Source organism: Nakamurella multipartita DSM 44233 (assembly GCF_000024365.1).
GTDB classification, from domain to species: domain Bacteria; phylum Actinomycetota; class Actinomycetes; order Mycobacteriales; family Nakamurellaceae; genus Nakamurella; species Nakamurella multipartita.
The window spans coordinates 59119-82411 of record NC_013235.1 but is presented as its reverse complement, the minus strand read 5'-3'; the positions used below and the strand labels follow the sequence as shown (position 1 = coordinate 82411).

Sequence of the window (23293 nt, the reverse complement as noted above, 5' to 3'; positions counted from 1 at the left end):
TCCGGCTGCTGTTCGGGCCCGGCTACCGGGCGGACAGCCGCAGGCGTTCCACGTCCTGCTCGAGCGGGGGAACCAGCTCGCCGGCGGCCCGGTCGCCGCACTCGCCCAGCCAGTTGGCCAGCATCCGGTGGCCGCCCTGGGTCAGCACCGACTCCGGGTGGAACTGCACCCCCTCGATCGCGTGCTCGCGATGCCGCAGGCCCATGATCACCCCGCCCGAGGTGCGGGCGGTGACCTCGAGCTCGGACGGCACGGTCCCGTCGACGACCGCCAGCGAGTGGTACCGGGTGGCGGTGAACGGATTGGGCAACCCGGTCAGCACTCCCTGGCCGTGGTGTTCGACCAGCGACGTGCGTCCGTGCAGCAGCTCTTCGGCCCGGTCCACCGTGGCCCCGTAGACCTCGGCGATGGCCTGATGACCAAGGCATACCCCGAACACCGGGAGCCGGCCGGCCGCCCAGCGCACCATCTGCTCGGTGACGCCGGCGTCCGCGGGGGTGCCCGGGCCCGGTGAGAGCAGGATGCCGTCGACCTGCAGGGCGGGCACCTCGTCGGTGCCGACGGCGTCGTTGCGGCGGATGACGCACTCGGCGCCGAGCTGCTCCAGGTACTGGACCAGGTTGAACACGAACGAGTCGTAGTTGTCGACGACCAGGATGCGAGTCACGCCGACAGCGTCGCACACCGCGCGGCGCCGTCGTGCGGGTCAGCCGGTGGTGACCCGGTCGAACGGCAGGTAGGGCTCCAGCCAGGGAAACACGACGAAGAACAGCAGGGCCACCACGGCCAGGAACAGCACGACCGAGATCCCCGCCCGGGCGGCGGTCGGTCCGGGCAGGTGCCGCCAGATCCACGCGTACATCAGTCCACCTGTCAGGTCTCGGCGAGTTCGGGCGGCAGGAAACCGGGCGCCTTGGCGTAGCTGGTGACCAGCACCCCGTGGATGATCATCCGCTCGGCGTCGGAGAACTGCGGATGGCAGGTGGTCAGGGTGATCAACCGCTGCGCGTCGGGCGGCACCGTGGTCGACAGCACCGTCGGGACGGGCAGGACCTGCGCGTAGTCGCTGGGCAGGGTGATCTCCCGGCCGTACACCCCGGCGTAGGCCCCGGCCTGCACCCCGACCCCGCCACAGCGGGCCCGCGGCGTGCTGGCCCAGGTCGCCTCCTCCTCGGCCATCGGCAGCACCCGGTAGACGAACCAGTCGTCCTGGGTCTCCACCACGATCGCGTCGCACGAGTGCAGCAGGCCCAGGTCGTTGAACGGCGACCCCTTGGACACGCGGTGCCCGGCGACCGCGAAGTTGCCCTGCTCGCCGGGCAGCTGGGTCTCCGGGTAGTGGCCGGGGCCGATGTACAGGTCGTCCGGGTCGGTGCCCTCGACGACGGTGAACACGTAATCGACGCCCAGCACCGGGATCCGAATCTTGGCAAAGCCCTCGCCGGTCACGGTGTCGTACCGGGGAACCCGCTCACGCGGGTCGGTCGCCAGCTGGTCGGGGGCCTGCGCGACGACCGTGGCGGTCGCCTCGGCATCCGCCCAGACGCGGTCCACCGCGACGGTGGCCTGCGCCTGCTTGCGCTCGCCGAACAGGTCGGTGATGTAGACCTCGTAGACCACGAACAACAGCACGACCACGCCCAGCGTGATCAGCACCTCGCCGGCCCCGCGGATCAGCGTGCGCCCGACGCTGCGCCCACCGGAAGCGGTGACCGGCCCACGCGGAGCGGTCACCGGCCCGCCTCCGTCGCCGCCTTCATCCGGATCGGCCCGTCGTAGGCGGGCAGCTCGACCTCGTCCAGGGCGGTGACCTCATAACCGAGCTTGTACTTGTCGACGTACTGCAGCAGCAGCCGGACCCCGGGTTCGGCGTCCAGCGCGGCCGACATCTTGGCCTCGTCACCGATCGCGGTAATGACGAACGGCGGCGAGTAGGTGCGGCCCTGCAACAGCAGGGTGTTGCCGATGCAGCGCACCGCCGAGGTGGTCAGCACCCGCTGGTCCATGATCATCATTGCTTCGGCCCCCCCGGCCCACAACGCGTTGACCGCCGCCTGCACATCCTGTTGGTGGATCACCAGATCATCCGGATCGACGCCGGCCGGGTAGTTGCCGTCCGAGTCCCGCGGGGCGTCGGACATCGACACCCGCAGGCCCGGCCCGACGACCGGGACCAATCCCGCGGCCGGCTCGAGGGCGTCGACCCCGGCGCGGGCCTGTTCGACCTGGGGCGAGACGTCGCCGGCCGCGGCCTGGTCGATCTGCTGCTGCAGCGCCGCGGCCTTGGCGTCGGCGGCCAACACCCGCTCCTGGGCGTCCCGGACGACCACCGACAGGTCGACCGACCGGGTGCCGACGTCCTGACCGTTGGCGTACCCGTGCAGCACGCCGATCAGCAGCCCGGCCACCAGGCAACTGGCGACCGCGCCCACCCGCCATCCCAGGGCTCGCTTGCTCACGCTGACTCGATGCTCCCGTCCCCACCCGACCCGGATCCGTCTGCGTCCGCCCCGGCGGCTGGCCGGGCGATCCGCCGACCCGAGGCATCGGGCCTGGCACACCGTAGGCTAGAGGGGCAGACATACAGCCGCGGTGATGTCCGAACGGACCGGCCCCCGGTGACGCACGCAGGAGGATCAGGTGCCCAAGTCCAAGGTTCGCAAGAAGGTTGCGTCCAGTTCCGCGAGTGCGTCGGCCCAGGCCAACGAGGCCGCTGCGGCGGCCGCGCGGGCGCACGTCGCCGCCCCGTCCTCGCCGCTGTACATCGGGATCATGCTCGGGCTGATGGTGCTCGGGCTGGTCTGGTTGGTCGTCTACTACCTCTGGGGCGCCAGCATCCCGTTCATCTCGGGGCTGGGGAACTGGAACTTCGCGATCGGCTTCACGTTGATGATCGCCGGCCTGCTGATGACGATGCGGTGGCGCTGACCGCCGCCCCGGCGGGTAAACCACACGCGTGTGATTCATCCCCACTGTGGACAGCTCCTGTGGATAACCCCCGGTAGCTGTGGATGAGTGGGGACAACGACTTCCCCGGCCCGGGCGCCCGAACCTGGCGCCCACCGAGCGGGATCCTCATCGGACTGATGGTGGTGGCGCTCGCGGCCGCGGCTGCCGCCGTTCTGGACACCGACCCGATGGACCGGCTGGTCTACGGGCTGGTCGGTGTGGTCCTGCTGGTGCTGGCACTTGTCGGCCGGCGACGGCGGCTGGTCGCCGGACCGCGCGGACTGTTGATCGCTGGGGCGGGCGGTGCTCGCATCGTGCCGTGGTCCATGGTCCGGTCCATCGAGTGCGGGCGCACCCGGCGGATGCGGACGGCCACGCTGGAGATCGACCTGGTCGACGGCGAGCTGCTGCTCTACGGGCGCCTCGACCTCGGCGCCGAACCCGACGCCGTGCTGGCCGACCTCACCGGCTGGTTCGAGGGCCGCGACGACCTCAGTGGGCCGGCACGCAGCTGACCTGTCCGGCCACCTGGTACAGGCAGTAGTAGGCACCGATCCGGTCGGCGGCCACGACGGTGAGCCCCGCGAGCACGACCACCAGCCCGATGCTGATCCCCCACTGCCAGGCGGCCCGGCTCGCCCGGGGCGGGAAGACCATCGCCGCGCCGACGATCGCGCCGGCCACGAATCCGCCCAGGTGCCCCTGCCAGGACAGGCCCGGGTAGGAGAAGGTGATGAACACGTTCAGGGCCAGGATCACGACCAACGGGCGCAGGTCGAGCCGCAGCCGGCGGAAGGTGGCCAGCAGCGCGCCCATCAGGCCGTAGACCGCCCCGGAGGCGCCGATGGTCAGGCTGACCGGGGCACTGAACAGCAGCACGCTGACCGAGGCGCCCAGCAGGCTGATCAGATAGATCGTCAGCATCCGGCCGCGGCCCAGGATGCGCTCCAACGGGATCCCCAGCCAGTACAGCGACAGCATGTTCGTGGCCAGGTGGACCAGGTTGCCGTGCAGGAAGCCGGAGGTGAGCAGTCGCCAGTACTCGCCGGAGGCCACCTCGGCCGGGATCAGGCCACCCCGCAGGTACAGCTCGGAGTACGACAGATCCATCGCCGAGCGCGACTGCAGCGCGGTGACCAGGAAGAACGCCAGGTTCACCGCGATCAACGCAAAGGTGACCACCGGCTTGTCGCCCAGCCGGGCGCCGGCGATGGTGCGCGGCGGCCGGGTGGCCGCCTGCCCCTGGGCCACGCACTCGCGGCAATGGAAGCCCACCGAGGCCGGCGTCAGGCACTCCGGGCACGCCGGCCGCCCGCAGCGGGAACAGGACAGCGGCGTCAACCGGTCCGGGTGCCAGGTGCAGGGCGCCATGGGCGGGCCGGCGGACGCCGGCCCCGGCGCGGACATGCTCACGGGGATCGCGCTCGCGACCCCGTCAGCTCGCGGATTCCTCCGGGTCCTCGATGGTGATCGAATTGATCACCACGTCTTCCGCCGGACGGTCGAACCGGTCCGTGCGGGTGGTCGCGATCGCGTCGACGACGTCGCGGGAGGCCTGGTCGGCGACCTCACCGAAGATGGTGTGCCGGCGGTTCAGGTGCGGCGTCGGGCCGACCGTCACGAAGAACTGCGAACCGTTGGTGCCGGGCCCGGCGTTGGCCATGGCCAGCAGGTACGGCTTGTTGAAGCTCAGCTCCGGGTGGAACTCGTCGGCGAACTGGTAGCCCGGTCCGCCGGAGCCGGTGCCGGTGGGGTCCCCGCCCTGGATCATGAAACCCTCGATGACCCGGTGGAAGATGGCGCCGTCGTAGAACGGGCCCTCCGTGCCGCCGGAGGCATTCTTGGTCGTGTACTTCGCGGTGCCCTTGGCCAACTTGACGAAGTTGCTGACGGTCTTGGGCGCCTGGAATCGGAACAGCTCGATCCGGATGTCGCCGCGGTTGGTGTGCAGGGTCGCGTAAAGGTCGCTCACGAGGAACCATCCTGCCACGGAGCGCGGTGGGCCCGTCTCCGGTCCGCCCGACCCGGCATCACAGGCCCAGGTTGGCGATGGCCGTCACGGCCAATTGCCGGCCCTTGATCGACTGCGGCTGGTTGGCCTCGGCGATCACCGCGACCGATCCCTTGGCGACGGCGTAGACCGATCCGTCGCCGGTGGCCATCGAGCCGCCGGTCCAGCCGGCCGGATCGTCGGCCGGGTTGCTCGACTCGACCGGCACATGCTGGTCGACGGCGGCGGCGGCCGCGGCCGGGCTGTCCGCCTGCACGATCCGGACGGTGGCCAGCCAGCCGCCGTCGCTGCGGGTGAAGGTGCAGATGGGGTGCGGGTCCACCTCGATCACGGTGGTGACGCCGGTCCGTTGCCCGTTGATGTCGGCCACCGTGTCGTCGGACAGGTAGGGACAGGTCCCGGCGACGGGCGCCGGCTCGTCGGTGGCCGGCGGCGCAGTCGCTGAGGCGGCGCCCGCAGCCGGCGCGGCGGACGGTTCGGGCGTCACGGTCACCGACCGGACCGCGGTCCGGGTGCCCTCGGTGATGGTGATCGTCGAGGCGGCCGAGGTGCCGGACCCGGCCGCCCCACCGCCCGCGCAGCCCGTCACCAGCGCCGACAGCGCCGCCGCCGCGAGGATGACCCATCCCCGCATTCGTCCCCCGCGCCTCATCCACCACCCCTTCGCCCCGACGGCCTGGGACCGTTGTCAACCCACTGCCATCCCACCTGATGCGAACAGCCCTGGTTCCCCATCCTGCCCGAGTACCCTCGACCTGCCGGTGATCCGGCACCCGAACCGGTCATCCGCCCCGCTCGGACTCGCGAGGAAGGTCAGTCACGGCCGTGGCCCAACGCCGCAACACCGCCCAGCGCGCGTCCATCCTGCAGGCGCTCGAAGGAACCGACGAGTTCCTGTCCGCCCAGGAACTGCACACCGCCCTGCGTGGGTCGGGATCCTCGATCGGGTTGGCCACGGTGTACCGGGCCCTGCAGGACATGGCCGGCGGCGGCGATCTGGACACGGTCCGCACCCCGTCCGGCGAGGTGCTCTACCGGCAGTGCGCGCAGCCGCGGCACCATCACCACCTGGTCTGCCGGGTGTGCGGCCGCACCCAGGAGGTGGAGGCACCGAGCGTGGAGCGATGGGCCCGCACCGTGGCCGCCGAGTTCGGCTACTCCGACATCAACCACGAGGTCGAGCTGTTCGGGGTGTGCCCCGCGTGTGCGGCCCCACGGGTCGAGGCCAACACCGGCTGACCCCTCGACCGGACCTACAGATCGGGTTCGTCCGGCGCGGACGGGCTCAACGTGCAATCCACGACGGCCGGCGACTCCCGGATCCGCGCCTCCAACGCCCGCAGCCGTAGCGCCAGGACCGGTTCGGGGTCCTCGCCGGTGAGATCGACATCGGCCACCAGGTACAGCTGACGCGGCCCGATGAACTCCACCCGCAGCGCGGTCACCCGGGACACCTCGGGCAGGGCCCGCAACGCCTGGACGATGGCCACCCGGACCGGCTCGCTGACCTGCATGCCGACCAGGAACTGCCGGTTGCGGTCGATCAGCACGATGGCCACCACGCCCAGCAGGACGCCGACCAGGATGGAGCCGATCGCGTCCGGGGTGGCCGACCCGGTGGCCTGGTGCAGGCCCAGTCCGGTCGCCGCGATCACCAACCCGGTCAGCGCCGCCGCATCCTCGGCGAACACCGCGCGCAGCGTCGGGTCGGAGGTGGCCAGCACGTGCGCGATGACGTCGCGATGCACGGTCGCCGCCTCCCGCCGGGCCTGCCGGACCGACTGCAGGAACGAGGTGCCCTCCAGCAGGAAGGACAGGCCCAGCACGAGGTAGCCGATGACGAAGTCGGTCGCCGGCTCGGGATCGAACAGCTCGTGCAGGCCGTGGGTGATCGACACGGCCGACCCGGCGACGAACAAGCCGAGGGCGGCGAACATCGACCAGACGTAGGCCTCCCGGCCGTACCCCAACGGGTGTGTCGGGTCGGCCGGCCGGCGGGCCCGCCGGTTCGCGATCATCAGGAAGATCTCGTTGCCGGTGTCCGCCCAGGAATGGGCCGCCTCGGCCACCATCGACGCCGAGCCGGTCAACGCCGCGGCCCAGGTCTTGGCCACGGCCACCAGGAAGTTGGCCCCGAACGCGATCAACACCGTCAGGGTGCTCTCGGATTTCTCGCCGGTGAACGCATCGCCGAGCGCGACGACGGGCGGGTGCTCGCCGGGGCCGGCGCCGTGGGCTGACATCCGAGCACCCTCCGCTTGGCCGGCCGAGCCGACGACGACGACGCCGGCCCGCTCGTCCCTTGCGGGCGGCCGCGCGAGCTGGGCCAACTAGCTTGGGTGAAAATACCGCGATGCTCGCGGACGAGCGTGCGGCGAGGGGGTCGGATGAAGCTCAGCGCCGGTCTGCTGCTGTACCGGGTCACCCGGGACCGGTCCGTCCAGGATCAAGCCGTTCAGGATCAGGCCGTCCAGGATCAGGTACAGGTGCTCCTGGTGCACATGGGTGGACCGTTCTGGGCCCGCAAGGACGAGCACGCCTGGTCGATCCCCAAGGGTGAGTTCGAACCGGGCGAGGACCCGGCCGCGGTGGCGGTCCGCGAGTTCACCGAGGAGCTCGGCTCGGCGCCGCCCGACGGCGCCACCATCGAGCTGGGGTCGGCCCGCCAGAGCGGCAAGACGGTGACCGTCTTCGCCCGGGCCGGCGACTTCGACGCCGGCCGTGCGGTCAGCAACACCTTCAGCCTGGAATGGCCGCCGCGTTCCGGCCGCTTCCAGGATTTCCCCGAAGTCGATCGGGCCGAATGGTTCGATCTGCCGACGGCGGCCAGCAAGCTGGTCAAGGGCCAGGTCGTGTTCCTGGCCCGGCTGGTCGAACGGGTGCCCCTGACCTGATCGCCGGGCAGCGCAGGGGCCGGCCGCCGGAGCCTGGCCGGGCATGAGGGCGGTCACATGCACCGGCGGTCCGGGCGATTCGCCGCATCTCTTGCGTACACTGGAATTACTGGATCGATACAGATGTGTTGACCAGCGGAAATAAACGCAGCGAAGACAGTGACAACAACAGTAGCTAAGACAGCAACGAAGACAGAGCAGCCTTCGTGGACACGCTTGAATCCACCAAGGAGAGACCCGCTATGAACTCCATTCGCGAGATGTACAAGGCCGCGCCCGACCTCGTCGTGACCGTGGCTTCCCTGCTCGGCCTGGCCCTGGTGCTGGGGGTGACGACCCTCTTCGTGTCCTGAGCACGGTCGATCTGTCCACCGTCATCCATCACGAATTGAGGTCCACCCGATGACTGCACTCCTGCTCGATATCCCGACCGACCTGACGAACCGCCCGACCGAAACTGCCGCCGACCCGCGGGCCGGCCTGCCCGTGGCCACCGAACGAGTCGCCGGCGCCGCCTTCTGCGTCGACCTGGACCCGGGGCTGCTCAGCTTCACCCGGCGCCGGATCGCCGAGCATTTCGCGGTGGCCGACGACCAGGTCGACGTCATGATCACGTCCGGACTGCTGCGGCTGAGCCAGCGGCTGTCCCGGGTGCTGGCCAACCGGCCCGCCACTTGTTAACCACCACGCACTCATTCGGTAACCGGCACGGGTCGGCGCTTGACGCCGACTTGTGCCGGGCCCGATGTCGGGCTTAAGCCGGACATCAGTGGCCCTTAAGGGCCCGGATCCACAGTGAACGTACTCACCGAGAACGCCACTGGAGGACTCCACCATGACCATCCACCACCTCGCCCGGCCCCGCATCCAGGACCGCGCGGTGGCCCACTCGCTGCGCGGCCTGTGCGCCGGCGACGTCCAGTTGCCCGGGGACCCCGGCTACGACGCCGCCCGGCAGGCCTGGAATCTCGCGGTCGACCAGCGCCCGGCGGCCGTCGCCCGACCGGCCGATGCCCGGCAGACCGCACAGGTCGTGCGCGCGGCGGCGGCGGCCGGTCTGCGGGTGGCCCCCCAGACCACCGGACACAACGCCGGGCCGCTCGGCCGGCTGGACGATGTGGTGATCGTCCGGACCGGCGCGATGAACTCGGTCCAGGTCGACCCGGACCGCCAGGGCATCCGGGTCGGCGGGGGCACGCTGTGGCTGACCGCGGTGACCGCGGCCGCCGCGCACGGCCGCGCCGTGTTGCACGGCTCCGCCCCCGACGTCGGCATCGCCGGCTACTCCCTCGGCGGCGGGCTCGGCTGGTACGCCCGCGCCTTGGGCCTGCAGACCAACAACGTCACCGCCGTCGAGGTGGTCACCGCGGACGGTGCGCTGGTGCGCGCCGATGCCGAGCAGAACACCGAGCTGTTCTGGGCGCTGCGGGGCGGCAGCGGCAACTTCGGCATCGTCACCGCACTGGAATTCCGGACCTTCCCGTTCGCCACCACGGTCGCCGGCATGCTGGTCTGGGATGCCGCGATGGCCGAACCCGTGCTGCGGCGGTGGGTCCAGTGGGCCGGCGACGCGCCCGACGAGGTCACCACCTCGCTGCGCGTGATGAGCCTGCCGCCATTGCCCGAGATCCCCGCCCCGTTCCGGGGCCGTAGCCTGCTCATCATCGACGGCGCGGTGCTGGCCTCCGACGCCCGCAGTGCCGAGATCCTTGCCCCGTTGCGGGATCTGCAGCCCGAGGTGGACACCTTCGCCCGGGTGCCGGTCGAGACGCTCAGCGGCCTGCACATGGATCCGGACAGCCCCATGCCGTCGGTGTCGGACACGGCGATCCTGGACGCGATGCCCGAGGCGGCCATCGAAACGTTCCTGGACCTGGCCCGACCCGGGTCCGGATCCAGCCTGATGATGCATGAGCTGCGTCAGCTCGGTGGCGCGCTGGCTCGCCCGCACCCGGGCGCCGGGGCCATGCCGACCATGCCCGGGGCGTTTCTGGCCTTCGGCGGGGCGCTGGCGGCCACGCCGGAGATGGCGGCCGCCGGACGACGGGACGCCCAGGCCTTCGCCGCCGCGCTGGCGCCGTTCGGCTCCGGCCGCACCTACCTGAACTTCCAGGAGAACCAGACCGAGACGGCGGCCGGCTTCGACCCGGTGAACTACGGCCGGCTGGTCGCGCTCAAGTCGGCGCTGGACCCGCAAGGGGTCCTGCTCGGCAACCACCCGGTGCGCCGCACCTACGAGGTCGAGGACGAGTTCTTCTGATCGACCGCCGCGTCCCCCACGCGCGTCACCGTGAATCCGCGCATCACCTGAATCGCAATACCGCTCCCGTGCACTCACCGATGCGGCCTCGCCGCGCAGGTGCCCATATATGACGGGACCCTCCGGGTCCGACGTGACCGTCCCGACGCCACTGCCCACGGCGTCGGGACGCTGTCGTGCTCGGCCCGGATCAGAGGGCCGGACTAGAGGGCCGGATCAGAGGGCCGGATCAGAGGGCCGGATCAGAGGGAGGAGCGCAGGAACTGGATTTCCGGGGCCCGCTCGTCCGGGCCGCCCGGGGTCTCCAGGATCACCGGGGCGCCGGCCGCCCGCACCACGTCCGCCAACACAGCGGCGGGAATCTCGCCGTCGATGAACGAGGCGTGCCGATCCCGACCGGAGCCGGCCTCGTCCCGGGAGTTGTTGCCGTGCACCAGGTCGATCCGTCCGGTGATGGCCTTGATGTCGTCGACGACGCTGCTCAGGTCCAGTCCGGCGGCCCAGCCGTGGCAGGTGTCCAGGACGAACCCGGCGTCGAACTCGCCGACCGCATCCCAGAGCCGGGCGATCTCCTCCAGGGTCCGGGCCATCGCCTTGTCCCCACCGGCGGTGTTCTCGATCAGCACCGGGACCGGGAAGCCACCCTCCTGCGCCTGCCGCTCGAACACCTTGCGCCAGTTGTCGAACCCGACCTGCGGATCGTCCTTGGCCAGCACGTGCCCGCCGTGCACGATGAGCCCACTGGCGCCGGTCTCGGCGGCGGCCTTGGCGTGCGCCGCGAGCAGCTTGCGACTCGGGATACGGATCCGGTTGTTGGTGGTCGCCACGTTCACGATGTAGGGCGCATGCACGAACACCGTCAGCCCGGCCGCCCGCATCGCCTCCGCGTGCGGGTGGGCCTTGGGCGTCTTCCAGCCCTGCGGGTCGGCCAGGAAGACCTGCACCCCGTCCGCGCCGGACGCGGCCGCTTCCGCGACCGGGTCGCCGTCGTCCTCCCGGGCTCCGACATGCACTCCCAGCATCACCATGCGGCGAGAGTAGCGCCGAGGTCCGACACCGCCGGCCCCGGCGGCTCGCGAGTGGGGTCGATCAGCCGGCGCCCTCGGCGATCGCCAGCTCGACGTGACGCCGCTCGATGCGGGCGGCGTCGGGGTCGTCGACGGCGAGGGTCAGGGCCGCCTGCACCACCAGCAGCAGGTTGCGCCGCACGTCCGAGGGCCGGCCCGTGTAGTAGTCGAACAGGCTGACCAGGGCGGCACTGTCCAGCATTTCGGTCAGATCGACCCCGTCGGCGTCCGGGTCCGCGGCCGTGCCGCGGCCGTCCAGGGCCAGCGCGATCCGACGTTGCAGGATGGCCGCCACGGCGCCCGCCGAGGGCACCGCCGGCACGGCGATCGTCCGGGACAGGAAACCGCGGGCGGCCCGGTAGGCGTCGTCGTCGACGTAGGTCGGATGGACCGCGATGACGGCCGCGCTGTCGAGTTCCTCGGCCAGCAGCCGGGGGACGGTGGCGAAAAAGGCAGACCGGACGGCCCGGTTGTCCGGCAGCCAGGGCGCGGACAGCCAGCGGTCGGTGTCGTCGAGCACCAGAACCGGGGTCAGCCCGTCGGCGCGGAACAGGTCCAGGATCTGCCGGCCCTGGTCCATCACCTGGTCACTGGTGGTGCTGGGTTCCTGCACGGCGGCGTCGAGCTCGTAGGCCAGCCGCACCGAGATGCCGACCAGGCCCGGGGCGACGCTGACCGCCTTGGCCCGCTTGTACTTCGGCCGGGTCTCCTTCTCGATCCGGCGGGCCTGCCCGGCCCGCTCCGGCACGGAGCGTTGCACCAGCCGGCTGACCACCTGGACCAGGTGGCGGACGAAGGCGACGGGGTCACCGGCCACCTCGGGCCGTTCGACCGCCACCGGCAGCGGCAGCGGCACCAGGTCCTCCACCAGCGGGTGCAGGGTGGCCGCGATGACGCTGGATTTGCCCGCGCCACTGTTGCCCAGCAGGGCGACCCGCTCGTGCCGGCGCAGCGCCGCCGCCAGCGCCCGCTCGCACCCGCGGGAGGCCGTCATCGTGTCGAACGGCACGTGCGTGGCGTACAGGGTCTGCTGCCGGGGTGAGGGATTGAACGCCCCCGCGTCGTGCAGCAGCTCCAGGTCTTCGCGGGTCACCGGCGGACCGCCGCCGGGTCAGTCCCGGGGGCGAGGGTTCCGGTGGTGTCCGGGTTGTCCACGGGGTCCCCGGCCGGGTCGGACCGCGGGGTGAACTCCGCCGCCGGCACGACCCGGAACAGCTTGCGCGGCCGGCCCCGGCCGCGTCGTTCCTCCCGCATCTGTACCAGCCCCTCGTCCCGTAGTTCGCCGATCACCTGGATCACCCTGGTCCGGGTCCAGCCCAACCGGTCGAGCAGCCGTTCGTCCGACGCGGCGGCCCAGCCGATCGCCTCCAGCTCCTGGGCCAGCATCCGGGCGGGCCGGCTCACGTTCTCCAGCGCCTCCGCCCGAGCCCGGTGTTCCTGCGCCACAGTCAACCCGGAGGGTCCGACACCGGGGTTGGTGACCCATTCACGGGCCGCCTCCAACGCCCGCCGCGGGGTGTCCGGGCGGCCGGCCAGCACGGCGTCGACCAGCTCGGCCGGGTCGATGGACGGCTCGCCCGACACCGCGGCCGATCCCGCCGGATCGAGTCGGCGGCGCAGCAGGTCGGCCACCTCCGGCCCGTCCAGGGCATCCAGGGTCACCCGGGTCTCGAAGAAGACGTCGGCCGGCGGCCGGACCAGGTCCAGCGCCTGGGCCGGCGTCGTGGTCACCAACCAGAGGGCGCCGAGCTGCCAGACCTCGTCGCGCAGGGCCCCGAACAGCTGGGCCCCGGCCGCCGCCGTGACGTCGTCGATCACCAGCACCGGGGGGCCGGGTGGGCGGGTCGGCTGCCCCAACTCGTCCTCGCGGTCCGCATCCGGATCGAGCCCGTCGAGTGCATCGACCTCCAGCACCTCGGCCAGCTCGTCCAACAGCGTCAGCGGGTCGCCGTCCGGCGCCGCAGCCGCGGACCGGGCTCCGCCGCGAACGACCCCCACCACCTCGGCCAGCAGCTGGGCCGCGGTCCGGGCCGCCCCGCCCCGCACGTAGTACCGGGGTGCGCGCCGGCCGGCCCGGTGCGCCCGGAACATCACGGCGCGGACCAACGAGGTCTTCCCGCTGCCGGCCACCCCGGTAAGCAGGCAGTTCAGTCCCGCCCCGAGCGAGCGCTCGATGCGATCGATCTCCTGGGCACGGCCGACGAACAATCGCTGGTCGGCGGCGTTGTCCAACAACGGACGCCCGGAAAGCTGCACGGACTCAGAATAACTCTTTCTCACGCTTCTTACAGTAAGAAGTGTAAGAAAGAGTCCTGCTGGAACGATCAGAAGGTGCGGGTCTGCTCCACCGGGAGCCGCTGGGCCAGCACGTCCAGGATCGGCCGCAGGTCCATCCACCACTGCTTCAACGGGCGGCGGTTCTCCCAGTCGGCCAGATCTTCGGCCTGACGCATCGACATGACCTTCACCGAACCGTTGATCGTGCCGATCACGGCGTTGTCGGCCCGGCTGCGGTCGATCTCGTTGCTGATCCAGTCCATGGCGTGCGCGGCCAGCCGGGTGCCCAGGATCCGGTCGAACGGCGACGGTGTGCCACCCTGCTGGGTCTGTCCGAGCACCACCTTGCGGGCGTCGAACAGGTCCTGGCTCTCCTGCTCGAACAGCCGGCACAGGAAGTCGCTGGTGTACATCGGGCTGGCCTTTTCGTTGGCCACCACCATGAACAGGCGCTGACCGGCCCGGAAGCTGTCCACCATCCGCTCGACGTCAACCGAGAGATCCTTGAGGGTGATGCCCTCCTCGTGCAGGTAGACCCGGACCGCTCCGCCGGACAGGCCGGCCAGCAAGGCGAGGTAACCGCAGTTGCCGCCCATCGTCTCCACCACGAAGGCCCGGCGCTGGGCGGCCCCGGCCTGGCGGACCCGGTCGATGGAATCGACGATCAGATTCAGCGCGCTGTCCGCGCCGATGGACAGCTCGGAGTACGGCAGGTTGTTGTCGATGCTGGCCGGCAGGCAGATCATCGGGATCTTGAACGCCTCGTAGCGGTCCCGTTCCCGCCACATGGTGTGGGCGGACTCGAAGGCGTCCCACCCGCCGATGATGACCAACCCGTCGATGCCGTGCGTCTCCAGGCCGCGGCCGATCGCGTACAGGTCCCGGACCGTGGGCACCTTACGGCTGATGCCCAGCTCGGCCCCGCCCCGGCTGCTCCAGCCTTCGACGTCACCCCACTGCATCTCCTGCACGTCACCCTCGGCCAGGCCGGCGAAGCTGCCCTTGACCCCCAGGATGGTGTGCCCGCGGTGCAGGCCGAGCCGGATGGCGACGCGGGCGGCCGCGTTCATGCCCGGGGCCAACCCGCCCACGTTGAGCACGGCGATGCGGCTGGACTTGGTCTTCTGCCGCACCCCGGGCAGCGCGTGCGAGATGGAATGGAAGACGTGCGAGAGCTCGGTGTAGCTGTCCCCGCGCAGGGTCAACGCGGTGTCGTAGTCCTTGGCCGCGATGAGGCTGGCCAGCTCATGGGTCTTGGCCACGCTTTCCATCAACGGCGCCTTGGCCACCCGGTTGTGCTGGACGCCGATGATCGAGGGCACCGTGTCCGCGGTGGCCGACAGGACCTCCTCGACGGCGGCGAAGCCCTGCTGCGAGCTCATCGAGCGGTCGAACGCGCTGGGCGCACCACCGCGCTGGACGTGGCCCAGGATCGTGACCCGGGTGTCCTCCCCCAGCCGATCCTCGAGCACCTGGCGGATGTAGTCGCTGTCGATCGGGTTGTGGTCGGAATCCTGCGCGCCCTCGGCGACCACGACGATGCTGTTGCGGCGCCCGGAGGCCCGGACATTGCTGATCTGCGCGCACAGATGCGTCTCCCAGCCCGGGGCGGGCGGGTTCTCCGGGATGAAGACGTAATCGGCCCCGCCGGCGATCGCGCTCATCAGGGCCAGGTAACCGCAGTGCCGGCCCATCACCTCGACGATGAAGCTGCGCTGGTGACTGGCCGCGGTGCTGGAGATGGAGTCGATCGCCTCGACGATGCGGTGCAGCGCCGAATCGGCGCCGATCGTCATGTCGGTGCCGATCATGTCGTTGTCGATCGACCCGACCAGACCGGTGATCATCAGCGCCGGGTGCCGGTCGGCCGTCTCCTGGTCGATCTTGCCGGTCTCGACCAGCTCGTTGATCAGCGACGACCATTCCCGGCGCAGCAGGTCGGCGCCGGACAGGCTGCCGTCGCCGCCGATCACCACGAGCCGGTCGATGCCCTTCTCGACCAGGTTGTGCACCGCCTTGAGCCGCCCCGACCGCTCGCGGAACTCCAGCGACCGAGCCGTGCCGATCACCGTGCCGCCCCGGTTGAGGATGCCGCTGACATCGTCGAACGTCGCCGGCCGGATCCGGTCGCCGCCCTCGATCAGACCCCGGTAGCCCTCGTAGATGGCGTAGATGTCCGCGTTGTAATGCAGGGCGGTCCGCACCACGGCGCGCACGGCCGGGTTCATGCCCTGCGCGTCACCACCACTGGTCATCACGGCAAGGCGGCGCTTGGCGGGGCTCGGCGGGGTCATGCGGGACCTCGAATCTGCTCGTTCAACCACTTGGCCACAGTCCGTCCCACCCCGGCGCCGAACGACACCGGTCGGCCACTCCGGCGGGTTACGGCGCCCAGATCATACGGTGACGCGCTTGCCGACCACGGCGAGCACCTCGGCGTACAAGGGGTGCTCAGGGGTCAGGCCGGTGATCCGTTCGGTGGCCTCCGCCGGGCTCAGCGTGCGCAGCAGCTCGTGCATCTCGACGCTCTCCGGGTCCTCCGGGACGTCGAACTGCAGGGCCGCATCGACGGTAGCCAGCAGGTGATGCGGGGTGATGCCACGTTCGGCCAGTTCGGCCGCGGGACCGATCAGCCGCTCGTTGCGGGACAGCTTGCGCAGCGGCTGCCGGCCGACCCGCTCGGTGGTATCGGGCAGATGCGGGTTGGCGAAACGGGTGAGGATCTTGTCGACGTAGGCCTGCTGGGCCTCGTCGCTGAACTCGTGCTTGGCCACCAGCAGCGCCTTGGTCTCGCCCAGCACGCCCTCCACCGCCGCCCGCACCTGCTCGTCGGCCAGCGCGTCGGAGAGCTTGCTGATTCCCCGGAGCCGGCCGTGATAGGCGGTGGTCGCGTGACCGGTGTTGACGGTGAACAGCTTGCGTTCGATGTAGGGCGCCAGGTCGGGCACCCAGGTCGCGTCCGGGATCTCCGGCGGGTTGGATCCGAACGGCGGGCTCTCGATCGCCCACTCGAAGTAGGTCTCGACGGTGACGTCGAGCCCGGCGTCGGCCGCCTGGGCCGGCACGATCCGATCGACCGCCGTGTTGGCGAAGACCGCCTTGGGCGTGATCGCCGCCCATTCCTCGTCCGAGCAGTGCTCACGAATGTGCCCGGCCAGCACGTCGGTGGCGTTGATCGCGTTCTCGCAGGCCATCACCGCCAGCGGGGGCTGATCGGCGGACCGCTTGAGCAGCGCGGCGGCAATGGTTGGCGCCACGAATTTGAGCACGGTGGGACCGACCGCGGTGGTGACGATGTCGGCCGCCGCGAGCTCGCGGACGAGTTCGGCGTCGTGGCTGCGGCTGTTGATCGCCCGGTAGTTGTCGACCCGCTCGGTCCGCGAGTCGAGCCCGACCTCGATGACCTGATAGCTGGGCGTCACCTGCAGGGCATCGATGAGGGTCTCGGCGACGTCGGCGAAGACCACCTCGTACCCGGCCCGGTGCAAGATCAGGCCGACGAACCCGCGCCCGATGTTGCCCGCGCCGAAATGGACGGCTGTGGGACTCATGTCGACTCCTCGGTCAGTCTTCGTTGACCGCGTTGAGCAGGTCGAAGATCTCCTGGCTGGATCCGGCGGCGACGAGTTTGTCGACCTCGTCCATGTCCGAGAAGATGATCGCGACCTTGCCCAGGATCTCCAGGTGGCCGCCCTCGTAGCCGGCGATGCCGATGGCGAAGCGGACCTCGTTGCCGTCCCAGTCGATGGGGTTCTCGTAGCGCACCACCGACAGGGCGGAGGCCTTGATCGAGTCCTTGGCCTCGTTGGTGCCGTGCGGGATGGCCAGGAAGTTGCCCATGTAGGTGGACACCGACTTCTCCCGCTCGAACATCGCGTCGATGTACTCGGGGCCGACCGCGCCGGAATCGACCAGGATCTGACCGGCTTCCCGGATCGCCTCGTCCTTGTTCGTGGCGGTGCCGGGGGTCTTGATCTGGGACGCGGTCAGAATGTCGCCCATACCGGTGGCTCCTCGCTTGTCGGCTCGTCGGCCCACGCCGTGATGGCGGCCGGGGTTGCTCGGCGGGCCGTTGGCCGGCCCGTCGTGAGTTCGGTCGGTTCCGACAATGGCACAGAACGTCGACCCGCGCAGGGCACCGTCGGCGCCCTGCCGCCCGGGTCGAACCGTGGCGTGAACACGGCGGCACCCCGGGACCGCGGTTGGGTCCCGGGGTGCCGGACCGGTCGAATCAGGCGCTACTGCCCTGCGGGTTGGTGACGTGCAGCTCGTCGACGATCTCGTCGTACTTGGGGCTGTTCATGAAGTTGGCCACCGAGACGTGTTGGGCGTGGGGGGCCTTGTCCCGAGCCCGGGCGGTCAGGTCCTGATGGGTCACGATCAGATCGACATCGTCGACCAGGTTCGCGATGGCCACGTTGACCACGGTGATGTCGGCGAACCCAGCCTTCTTGATCTTGTTCCGCAGCACCGAGGCACCCATCGCCGACGAACCCATCCCGGCGTCGCAGGCGAACACGATCTTGTGGATCGGCGCCGACCGGGTCGCGGCCTCGCGGGCCTCGTCGGCCTCCTCCTTCTGCGCCTCGATGTCGGTGAGCACCCCGGAAACAGCGCTCTTCTTGCCCTTCATCCCTTCCATCTTGGCCGTGGCCTGCGCGAGATCACCACTCTCCTCGGTCTTCTTACTGGCCTTGAGGATGATCGAGGCGATCACGAAACTGGTCACCGCGGCCAACGTCACCGACAACAACACCCCGACCAGGCTGCTGCCCGGTGTCTGGATCAACACCGCGATGATCGACCCGGGCGCGGCCGGCGCCCGCAGACCGGCGTTGAAGATGGTCAGGGTCAAGATGCCGACCATGCCGCCGGCGATCGTCGCGATCAGGGTCAGCGGCTTCATCAGCACGTACGGGAAGTAGATCTCGTGGATCCCGCCGAAGAACTGGATGATCGCCGCGGCCGGGGCGGTGCTCTTGGCCAGACCGGTCCCGAAGATCGAGTACGCGATCAGCAGACCGACACCCGGACCGGGGTTGGCCTCCAGCAGGAACAGGATCGACTGCCCGGTCTCGGCCGACTGGTTGATCCCCAGCGGGGTCAACACCCCATGGTTGATCGCGTTGTTCAGGAACAACACCTTGGCCGGCTCGATGATCAAACTGGCCAGCGGCAACAAGCTGTGCGAGATCAGCCAGTCCACCCCGGTACCCAACGCCGAGGACAGACCCTCGATGATCGGCCCGAACACGTAGAAGCTGGCGATGGCCAAACCGGCGGACAGGAAACCCGCGGAGAAGTTGTTGACCAGCATCTCGAAACCGGGCTTGATCTTGCCGTCCCAGACCGAGTCCAACTTCTTCATCAACCAGGCCGCCAACGGGCCCATCACCATCGCGCCGAGGAACATCGGCTGCGGCGTGCACATGATCACGCCCATCGTCGCGACGACCGCGACCACCGCGCCCCGCACCCCGTAGATCATCCGGCCGCCCTGCGCCGCGATCAGGATCGGCAACATGTACCGGACCATCGGCCCGACCAACCCCGGATTCGGATCCCCCGCGTCGTCCACCCCGAACCCGCCGATCACCGCGATCGGGAACGGCCCCTTCTCGATGAACAGAGCAGTGATCAAACCCCACGCGATGAACGCCGCGATATTGGGCATGATCATCCCGGACAGGAACGTGCCGAACTTCTGGACCGCTACTCGGGTACTCGACGTCTTGCTGGTGGTTCCGGCTGCGCTCGCGTCAGCTGTCACGATGTGCCTCTCCCTCTTTGGCAGGCCAACGAAAAATCGGTCGACGCTGTCTCCTTCACTGTTTCGCCGGAGACGGACCGGGGCTCCGGACGGGCTCACGATAAACCCGCTCAGCGAATTCGCAAGGGGGTCGGGCGGAAGGAATTCACCACTGCCGACACCGTTATCAAGACCAGTTGGTCAGTGCGGCCAATACCGGTCGAATCGCGACACAGCCGAGACCGCATCGCGATCTTGGGAGGGCTGCGTCATTCCAGGTCATTCCAGGTCTAACCAGATCGTTCCAGATCGTTCCAGATCGTTTCCGGGTCAGTCCGGGTCGTTCCGGCGGCCTCACTCCAGCAGGCCGCGGATCTCGTCCGCACTCAGCGGTGACCCGGCCGACCGGCCCGCGTCGGCGGCGGCGCCGAGCACGTCGTCGAACAGCTTGGCCTTGCCGGCCTTGAGCGCCATCACCTTCTCCTCGATCGTGCCCCGGGCCACGTAGCGGTAAACGATCACGTTCTTGGTCTGGCCGATCCGGTGCGCGCGGTCGATGGCCTGGGCCTCGGCGGCCGGGTTCCACCACGGGTCGAGCAGGATGCAGTAGTCGGCCTCGGTCAGGTTCAGGCCGAACCCGCCGGCCTTGAGGCTGATCAGGAAGACCGGCGCCACGCCCGTCCGGAACGCCTCGACCACGGCCGAACGATCCTTGGTCCGGCCGTCCAGCAGGCAGTGCGCGATGCCCAGGTGATGCAACTGATCCCGGGCCCGGGCCAGGAACCGGGTGAACTGGCTGAAGACGAGCACCCGGTGACCGGACTCCACGATCTCGCAGATCCGGTCGATGGCCACCTCCAGCTTGCTGGACGGGATGTCCCGGTAGCTCTCGTCCACCAGTGAGGGGTCCAGGCTCAGCTGCCGCAGCAGGGTCAGCGAACGCAGGATTTGGAACCGGTGGTCGTCCAGCGACCGCTTGTCCTGCAGCAGCCCGAGGATCTTTTGCCGCTCGCGCTGCAGATGCCGCTGGTACACCTGCTGGTGTCGCGGACTCAGGTCGACCTCGATGACCTGCTCGACCTTCGGTGGCAACTCCGGAGCGACCTGCTCCTTGGTCCGGCGGAGCAGGAACGGCGCGGCCCGACGCCGCAACTGGTCCAGCCGCTCCGTCGCGCCACCGCGTTCGATCGGCAGCCGGTAGTGCTCGGTGAATCGGCGCGAGTCGGGGAACAGCCCGGGCGCCGCGACGGCCAGCAGCGCCCAGAACTCCATCAGATTGTTCTCCAGAGGGGTCCCGGTGACCGCGAAGGTGACCGCCGCGGGAAAGTCACGGGCGCACCGAAAACCCTTGGACTGCACGTTCTTGACGAACTGGGCCTCGTCCAGGATCAACGCCGTCCAGGGCAGTTCCCGGTATTCGTCGGCGCCCAGCCGGAACAGTTGGTAGGAGGTGACGACCAGGTCGGCACCCCCGATCACCTCGGCCAGCGGACGGCCGCGGCGACCCCCGCCCGTGGTCACCGGAACGACCCGCAGGTCGGGGGTGAACCGGGCGGCCTCGGCCACCCAGTTGCCGATCACGCTGGTCGGCGCCACGACCAGCAGCGGCGGACCGGCCGGATCCTGCTCCCGGGCGTGCGCGATCAGACCGAGCATCTGCACGGTCTTGCCCAGGCCCATGTCGTCGGCCAGGACGCCACCCAGTCCTTGGTCGAAGCGCTCGCGCAGCCAGTCCAAGCCCTCGCGCTGATAGCTGCGCAGGTGCGCCTGCAGCCCAGCCGGCAGCGGACCCGCGGCGTACCGCTCGCCGGAACCCACGGCCAGGGCCCGCATCCGCTCTCGCCAGGCGGCTGCCCTCGGCCCGAGCAGGCCGGTGTCCTCCAGCTCGGCCCAGCGCGACGCCGTGTGCCGGCTGATCCGGAGTTCGTCGGGGCCGGCGTCGTCCATCGCCCGGGACTCTTCGATCAACTCGCGCAGCCGGTTCCACCGGCCGTCCAGGTCGGCTACGTCCAGATAGGTGCCACTGGGCAGGATGAGCAGGGAGTCCTCGCCGGCCAGGGCCCGGAACAGCAGCTCAAACGGCACGTCCTGCCCGTCGACCCTGACCCGCACCGACAGCCCGAACCAGTCCCGGGCGGCAGCGGTTTCGTCACCGTCCTCGTCACTGCCCGCATCATCACCGTCGTCATGGCCACCGAGGTCGAGCTCCGGCTGCCCGGACGCCGGCCGGTACTCCAGCTCCGCATCCGGGCCGTCGAGCTCGGTCAGCAGCTCGGGCCGCGACCGCAGGATCGGCCAGGCGCTGGTCATGAAGTGGACGGCGGCTGCGCCCAGCAGCAGGTGCCGGGTCTGCGGTTGCGGCCCGTCCGGGCCGGACCCGATGGCGTCGTCCGGCAGCACCTCGGTAGCCAGCAGCGCCTCGATCGTCTGCCGCATCGCCGTCCGGTCGGAGGCAATGATGCCGCGGCGGTCGTCCAGGTCACGGCGGCGTCCGGACTCGTCCTGCCATTGCCAGTGCAGCGCCACCCGGTGCCCCGGTCCACGGGTGACGGTCAGCACCGCGCGCGGCGGCGACGGTTCGGGCAGGGGGGCCGAGCTGTCGCTGGAAAGCACGGTGATGCGCCGGCGCAATCCGGGCAGATACTCGGCCAGGAATCGGCTCTCGTCCGGCGCCGGGATCTCGATGGTGCCCGCGTCAAGCATGCCGGCCAGGTCGGCGGTCAAGGGCCGACGCAGCCGCGCCACCGTGATCGGTGGGGTTGCCGGGCGGTCCGCCGCGAGACCCAGGATCAGGCCGTGGGCCGGCTGACCGATCAGCGCGGTGGTGTCGGGGTCCAGGATCCGCTCGCCCAGCCGCAGGATCGGCCGGACCCGCAGAGTGTCGGCCCGCACCAGGTCCAGGGCGATCTCGGCCGGATCCGCGGACAGTTCGACCGGGGTGTGCGCCCCGTCGAGCAGCAGATCGATTCCGACCTGCTGCGCGTCGGCCAGCGCATCCCACAGCTGCGAACCACCGGGCCCGTCCAGCCCGATCCAGGTGGTCAGGGCCTGCTGCGGGTTGCGGCGCAGCTCCAGGTCGGCGACCCCGCGCAGGGATTCAAGCTGCTCGGGCCGGTACTGGGCGGTGTAGTAGCCGTAGCGCAGGTCGCGCCAGGACACCCCGGTGCTCACCCACCGGTTGCGGGCGTTGAACTGGATGGGGCGGATCCGCACGCCGGCGCCGCCGAACGGGCCGGACGACGGATGCAGCGCGACGCTGACCTGCAGCGCCAGCAGGGTGTGCACGCGGTCCCGATCGACCCGCGGCTTGCGCGAGGCCCCGAGCAGCTGGGTCAGCGATTGTTCCCAACCGGGCGCGGCATCCTCGTCGATCTCCTGGCTCTGATCGGCGGAGTCGACGCCGGAGTCGATGACCGACAGCGCCCGACCTCCGGGACCATCCGGGCTGCCCAGGTAGTGCAGGAGGGCGGCCACCGCGTGCTTGCAGTCCAGCTCGACCGGGCAATCACACTCCCCTTCGAAAGCGCCCACCCGCCCGCCGGACATCACGAAGGACACGCCGACCTGGTAGGGCCACGGCCGGGTGCCGTTGACGGTGGCCTGCAGTTCACCGGGCCGGGTCTGGGTGCAGGTGAGCACGCCACCGTGAGCCAGCACGGTCCGGGCCCGGCCCAGGACGACATCCCCGACATGCCAGGCCAAGCCATGATCGGTGGCGGTGGCCGCCGGCCAGGATCCTCGCCAGTGCGCTCGCCCGTGCCCGGCCGGTTCGCCCACCATGCTCGTCCCCCGTTCCCGGTCCGCTCGTGTCGCCACCACGGTGTCGACCTGGTGGGGACTGTAGGAGCCGGGTCCGACAGTGCCCGGTCGACAGGCCGGGTTCGTGCGGCCCGGCTGGATCGGCGCCGGTGTGGTGTCGTCGACGGGGGTCGTGGGCGCTCGACGGAGGTCACTGAGTAAGAAAGGCACGGCGACGTCCCGCGGGTGCCCAACGCCCTCTGGGCCACCGGGCCGGACCCCACTCCGCATCAGCCAAGTCCGCGCCTGGTCGGTGTTCCCTCCTCCACATCGACATGGAGTAAGCAA

General features: G+C 70.3%; 22 protein-coding genes. 6 read left to right on the top strand and 16 right to left on the bottom strand.

Annotated features, from left to right (window positions below):
* Nucleotides 1–22: 22 nt before the first annotated feature.
* Genes NAMU_RS00380 through NAMU_RS00370 form a run of 4 tightly spaced genes read right to left on the bottom strand, consistent with a single transcriptional unit; the run spans nt 23 to nt 2459 of the window.
* Entirely contained in the window at nt 23–667 is a 645-nt protein-coding gene (locus tag NAMU_RS00380) for an aminodeoxychorismate/anthranilate synthase component II (protein WP_041369534.1), read from the bottom strand.
* Between the two features lie 39 nt (nt 668–706).
* Complete coding sequence (locus NAMU_RS29680; protein WP_012813986.1) at nt 707–862, bottom strand: hypothetical protein; 156 nt, start codon at nt 860–862, stop codon at nt 707–709.
* An 11-nt stretch (nt 863–873) separates the two neighbouring features.
* On the bottom strand, nt 874–1734 hold the full coding sequence (locus tag NAMU_RS00375) for a class E sortase (RefSeq protein WP_012813985.1): 861 nt from the start codon (nt 1732–1734) through the stop codon (nt 874–876).
* Nucleotides 1731–2459, bottom strand: coding sequence for a DUF881 domain-containing protein (locus tag NAMU_RS00370; protein ID WP_012813984.1), 729 nt, complete (start codon nt 2457–2459; stop codon nt 1731–1733). The genes NAMU_RS00375 and NAMU_RS00370 overlap by 4 nt, the downstream gene beginning before the upstream one ends.
* Nucleotides 2460–2640: 181 nt before the next feature.
* Here NAMU_RS00370 and NAMU_RS00365 point away from each other — a divergent pair, with 181 nt between their 5' ends.
* Nucleotides 2641–2928: a cell division protein CrgA gene (locus tag NAMU_RS00365; protein WP_012813983.1), complete on the top strand. Its 288-nt coding sequence runs from the start codon at nt 2641–2643 to the stop codon at nt 2926–2928.
* Nucleotides 2929–3011: 83 nt separating this feature from the next.
* Entirely contained in the window at nt 3012–3464 is a 453-nt protein-coding gene (locus NAMU_RS00360) for a PH domain-containing protein (RefSeq protein ID WP_012813982.1), read from the top strand.
* On the opposite strand, the gene NAMU_RS00355 is transcribed toward NAMU_RS00360, so the two are convergent.
* Genes NAMU_RS00355 through NAMU_RS00345 form a run of 3 tightly spaced genes read right to left on the bottom strand, consistent with a single transcriptional unit; the run spans nt 3442 to nt 5594 of the window.
* On the bottom strand, nt 3442–4356 hold the full coding sequence (locus NAMU_RS00355; protein ID WP_052308103.1) for a rhomboid family intramembrane serine protease: 915 nt from the start codon (nt 4354–4356) through the stop codon (nt 3442–3444). The genes NAMU_RS00360 and NAMU_RS00355 overlap by 23 nt on opposite strands.
* Before the next feature lie 28 nt (nt 4357–4384).
* Nucleotides 4385–4921: a peptidylprolyl isomerase gene (locus NAMU_RS00350; RefSeq protein WP_012813980.1), complete on the bottom strand. Its 537-nt coding sequence runs from the start codon at nt 4919–4921 to the stop codon at nt 4385–4387.
* 58 nt (nt 4922–4979) lie between these two features.
* Entirely contained in the window at nt 4980–5594 is a 615-nt protein-coding gene (locus NAMU_RS00345) for a DUF2020 domain-containing protein (RefSeq protein ID WP_012813979.1), read from the bottom strand.
* Between the two features lie 191 nt (nt 5595–5785).
* Between NAMU_RS00345 and NAMU_RS00340 the strand changes: the two genes are divergently transcribed.
* The gene (locus tag NAMU_RS00340) at nt 5786–6199 is read left to right on the top strand and encodes a Fur family transcriptional regulator (RefSeq protein WP_012813978.1); all 414 of its coding nucleotides are present in this window, start codon (nt 5786–5788) and stop codon (nt 6197–6199) included.
* Nucleotides 6200–6213: 14 nt separating this feature from the next.
* On the opposite strand, the gene NAMU_RS00335 is transcribed toward NAMU_RS00340, so the two are convergent.
* The gene (locus NAMU_RS00335) at nt 6214–7203 is read right to left on the bottom strand and encodes a cation diffusion facilitator family transporter (RefSeq protein ID WP_012813977.1); all 990 of its coding nucleotides are present in this window, start codon (nt 7201–7203) and stop codon (nt 6214–6216) included.
* 144 nt (nt 7204–7347) lie between these two features.
* On the opposite strand from NAMU_RS00335, the gene NAMU_RS00330 reads away from it, so the two are divergent.
* From NAMU_RS00330 to NAMU_RS00320, 3 genes are all read left to right on the top strand, one after another.
* On the top strand, nt 7348–7854 hold the full coding sequence (locus NAMU_RS00330) for an NUDIX domain-containing protein (RefSeq protein ID WP_012813976.1): 507 nt from the start codon (nt 7348–7350) through the stop codon (nt 7852–7854).
* A gap of 402 nt (nt 7855–8256) precedes the next feature.
* Nucleotides 8257–8535: a hypothetical protein gene (locus NAMU_RS00325; RefSeq protein WP_012813974.1), complete on the top strand. Its 279-nt coding sequence runs from the start codon at nt 8257–8259 to the stop codon at nt 8533–8535.
* 154 nt (nt 8536–8689) lie between these two features.
* Entirely contained in the window at nt 8690–10114 is a 1425-nt protein-coding gene (locus tag NAMU_RS00320; RefSeq protein ID WP_012813973.1) for an FAD-binding oxidoreductase, read from the top strand.
* Nucleotides 10115–10356: 242 nt separating this feature from the next.
* On the opposite strand, the gene NAMU_RS00315 is transcribed toward NAMU_RS00320, so the two are convergent.
* The 8 genes from NAMU_RS00315 to NAMU_RS00280 form a co-directional block, all read right to left on the bottom strand.
* Complete coding sequence (locus NAMU_RS00315; protein ID WP_012813972.1) at nt 10357–11142, bottom strand: deoxyribonuclease IV; 786 nt, start codon at nt 11140–11142, stop codon at nt 10357–10359.
* 61 nt (nt 11143–11203) lie between these two features.
* A complete protein-coding gene (locus NAMU_RS00310; RefSeq protein ID WP_041368272.1) occupies nt 11204–12274 on the bottom strand; it encodes a hypothetical protein in 1071 nt (356 codons plus the stop codon).
* Nucleotides 12271–13437, bottom strand: coding sequence for an ATP-binding protein (locus NAMU_RS00305; protein ID WP_012813971.1), 1167 nt, complete (start codon nt 13435–13437; stop codon nt 12271–12273). Before NAMU_RS00305 ends, NAMU_RS00310 begins: the two co-directional genes overlap by 4 nt.
* A 68-nt stretch (nt 13438–13505) precedes the next feature.
* A complete protein-coding gene (locus NAMU_RS00300; protein WP_012813970.1) occupies nt 13506–15752 on the bottom strand; it encodes a 6-phosphofructokinase in 2247 nt (748 codons plus the stop codon).
* A gap of 102 nt (nt 15753–15854) precedes the next feature.
* Entirely contained in the window at nt 15855–17009 is a 1155-nt protein-coding gene (locus NAMU_RS00295) for a mannitol-1-phosphate 5-dehydrogenase (protein ID WP_012813969.1), read from the bottom strand.
* 13 nt (nt 17010–17022) lie between these two features.
* The gene (locus NAMU_RS00290) at nt 17023–17460 is read right to left on the bottom strand and encodes a PTS sugar transporter subunit IIA (protein ID WP_012813968.1); all 438 of its coding nucleotides are present in this window, start codon (nt 17458–17460) and stop codon (nt 17023–17025) included.
* Between the two features lie 229 nt (nt 17461–17689).
* Nucleotides 17690–19228: a PTS mannitol transporter subunit IICB gene (locus NAMU_RS00285; RefSeq protein ID WP_012813967.1), complete on the bottom strand. Its 1539-nt coding sequence runs from the start codon at nt 19226–19228 to the stop codon at nt 17690–17692.
* 333 nt (nt 19229–19561) lie between these two features.
* The gene (locus NAMU_RS00280) at nt 19562–22987 is read right to left on the bottom strand and encodes a DEAD/DEAH box helicase (RefSeq protein ID WP_012813966.1); all 3426 of its coding nucleotides are present in this window, start codon (nt 22985–22987) and stop codon (nt 19562–19564) included.
* Nucleotides 22988–23293 lie beyond the last annotated feature (306 nt).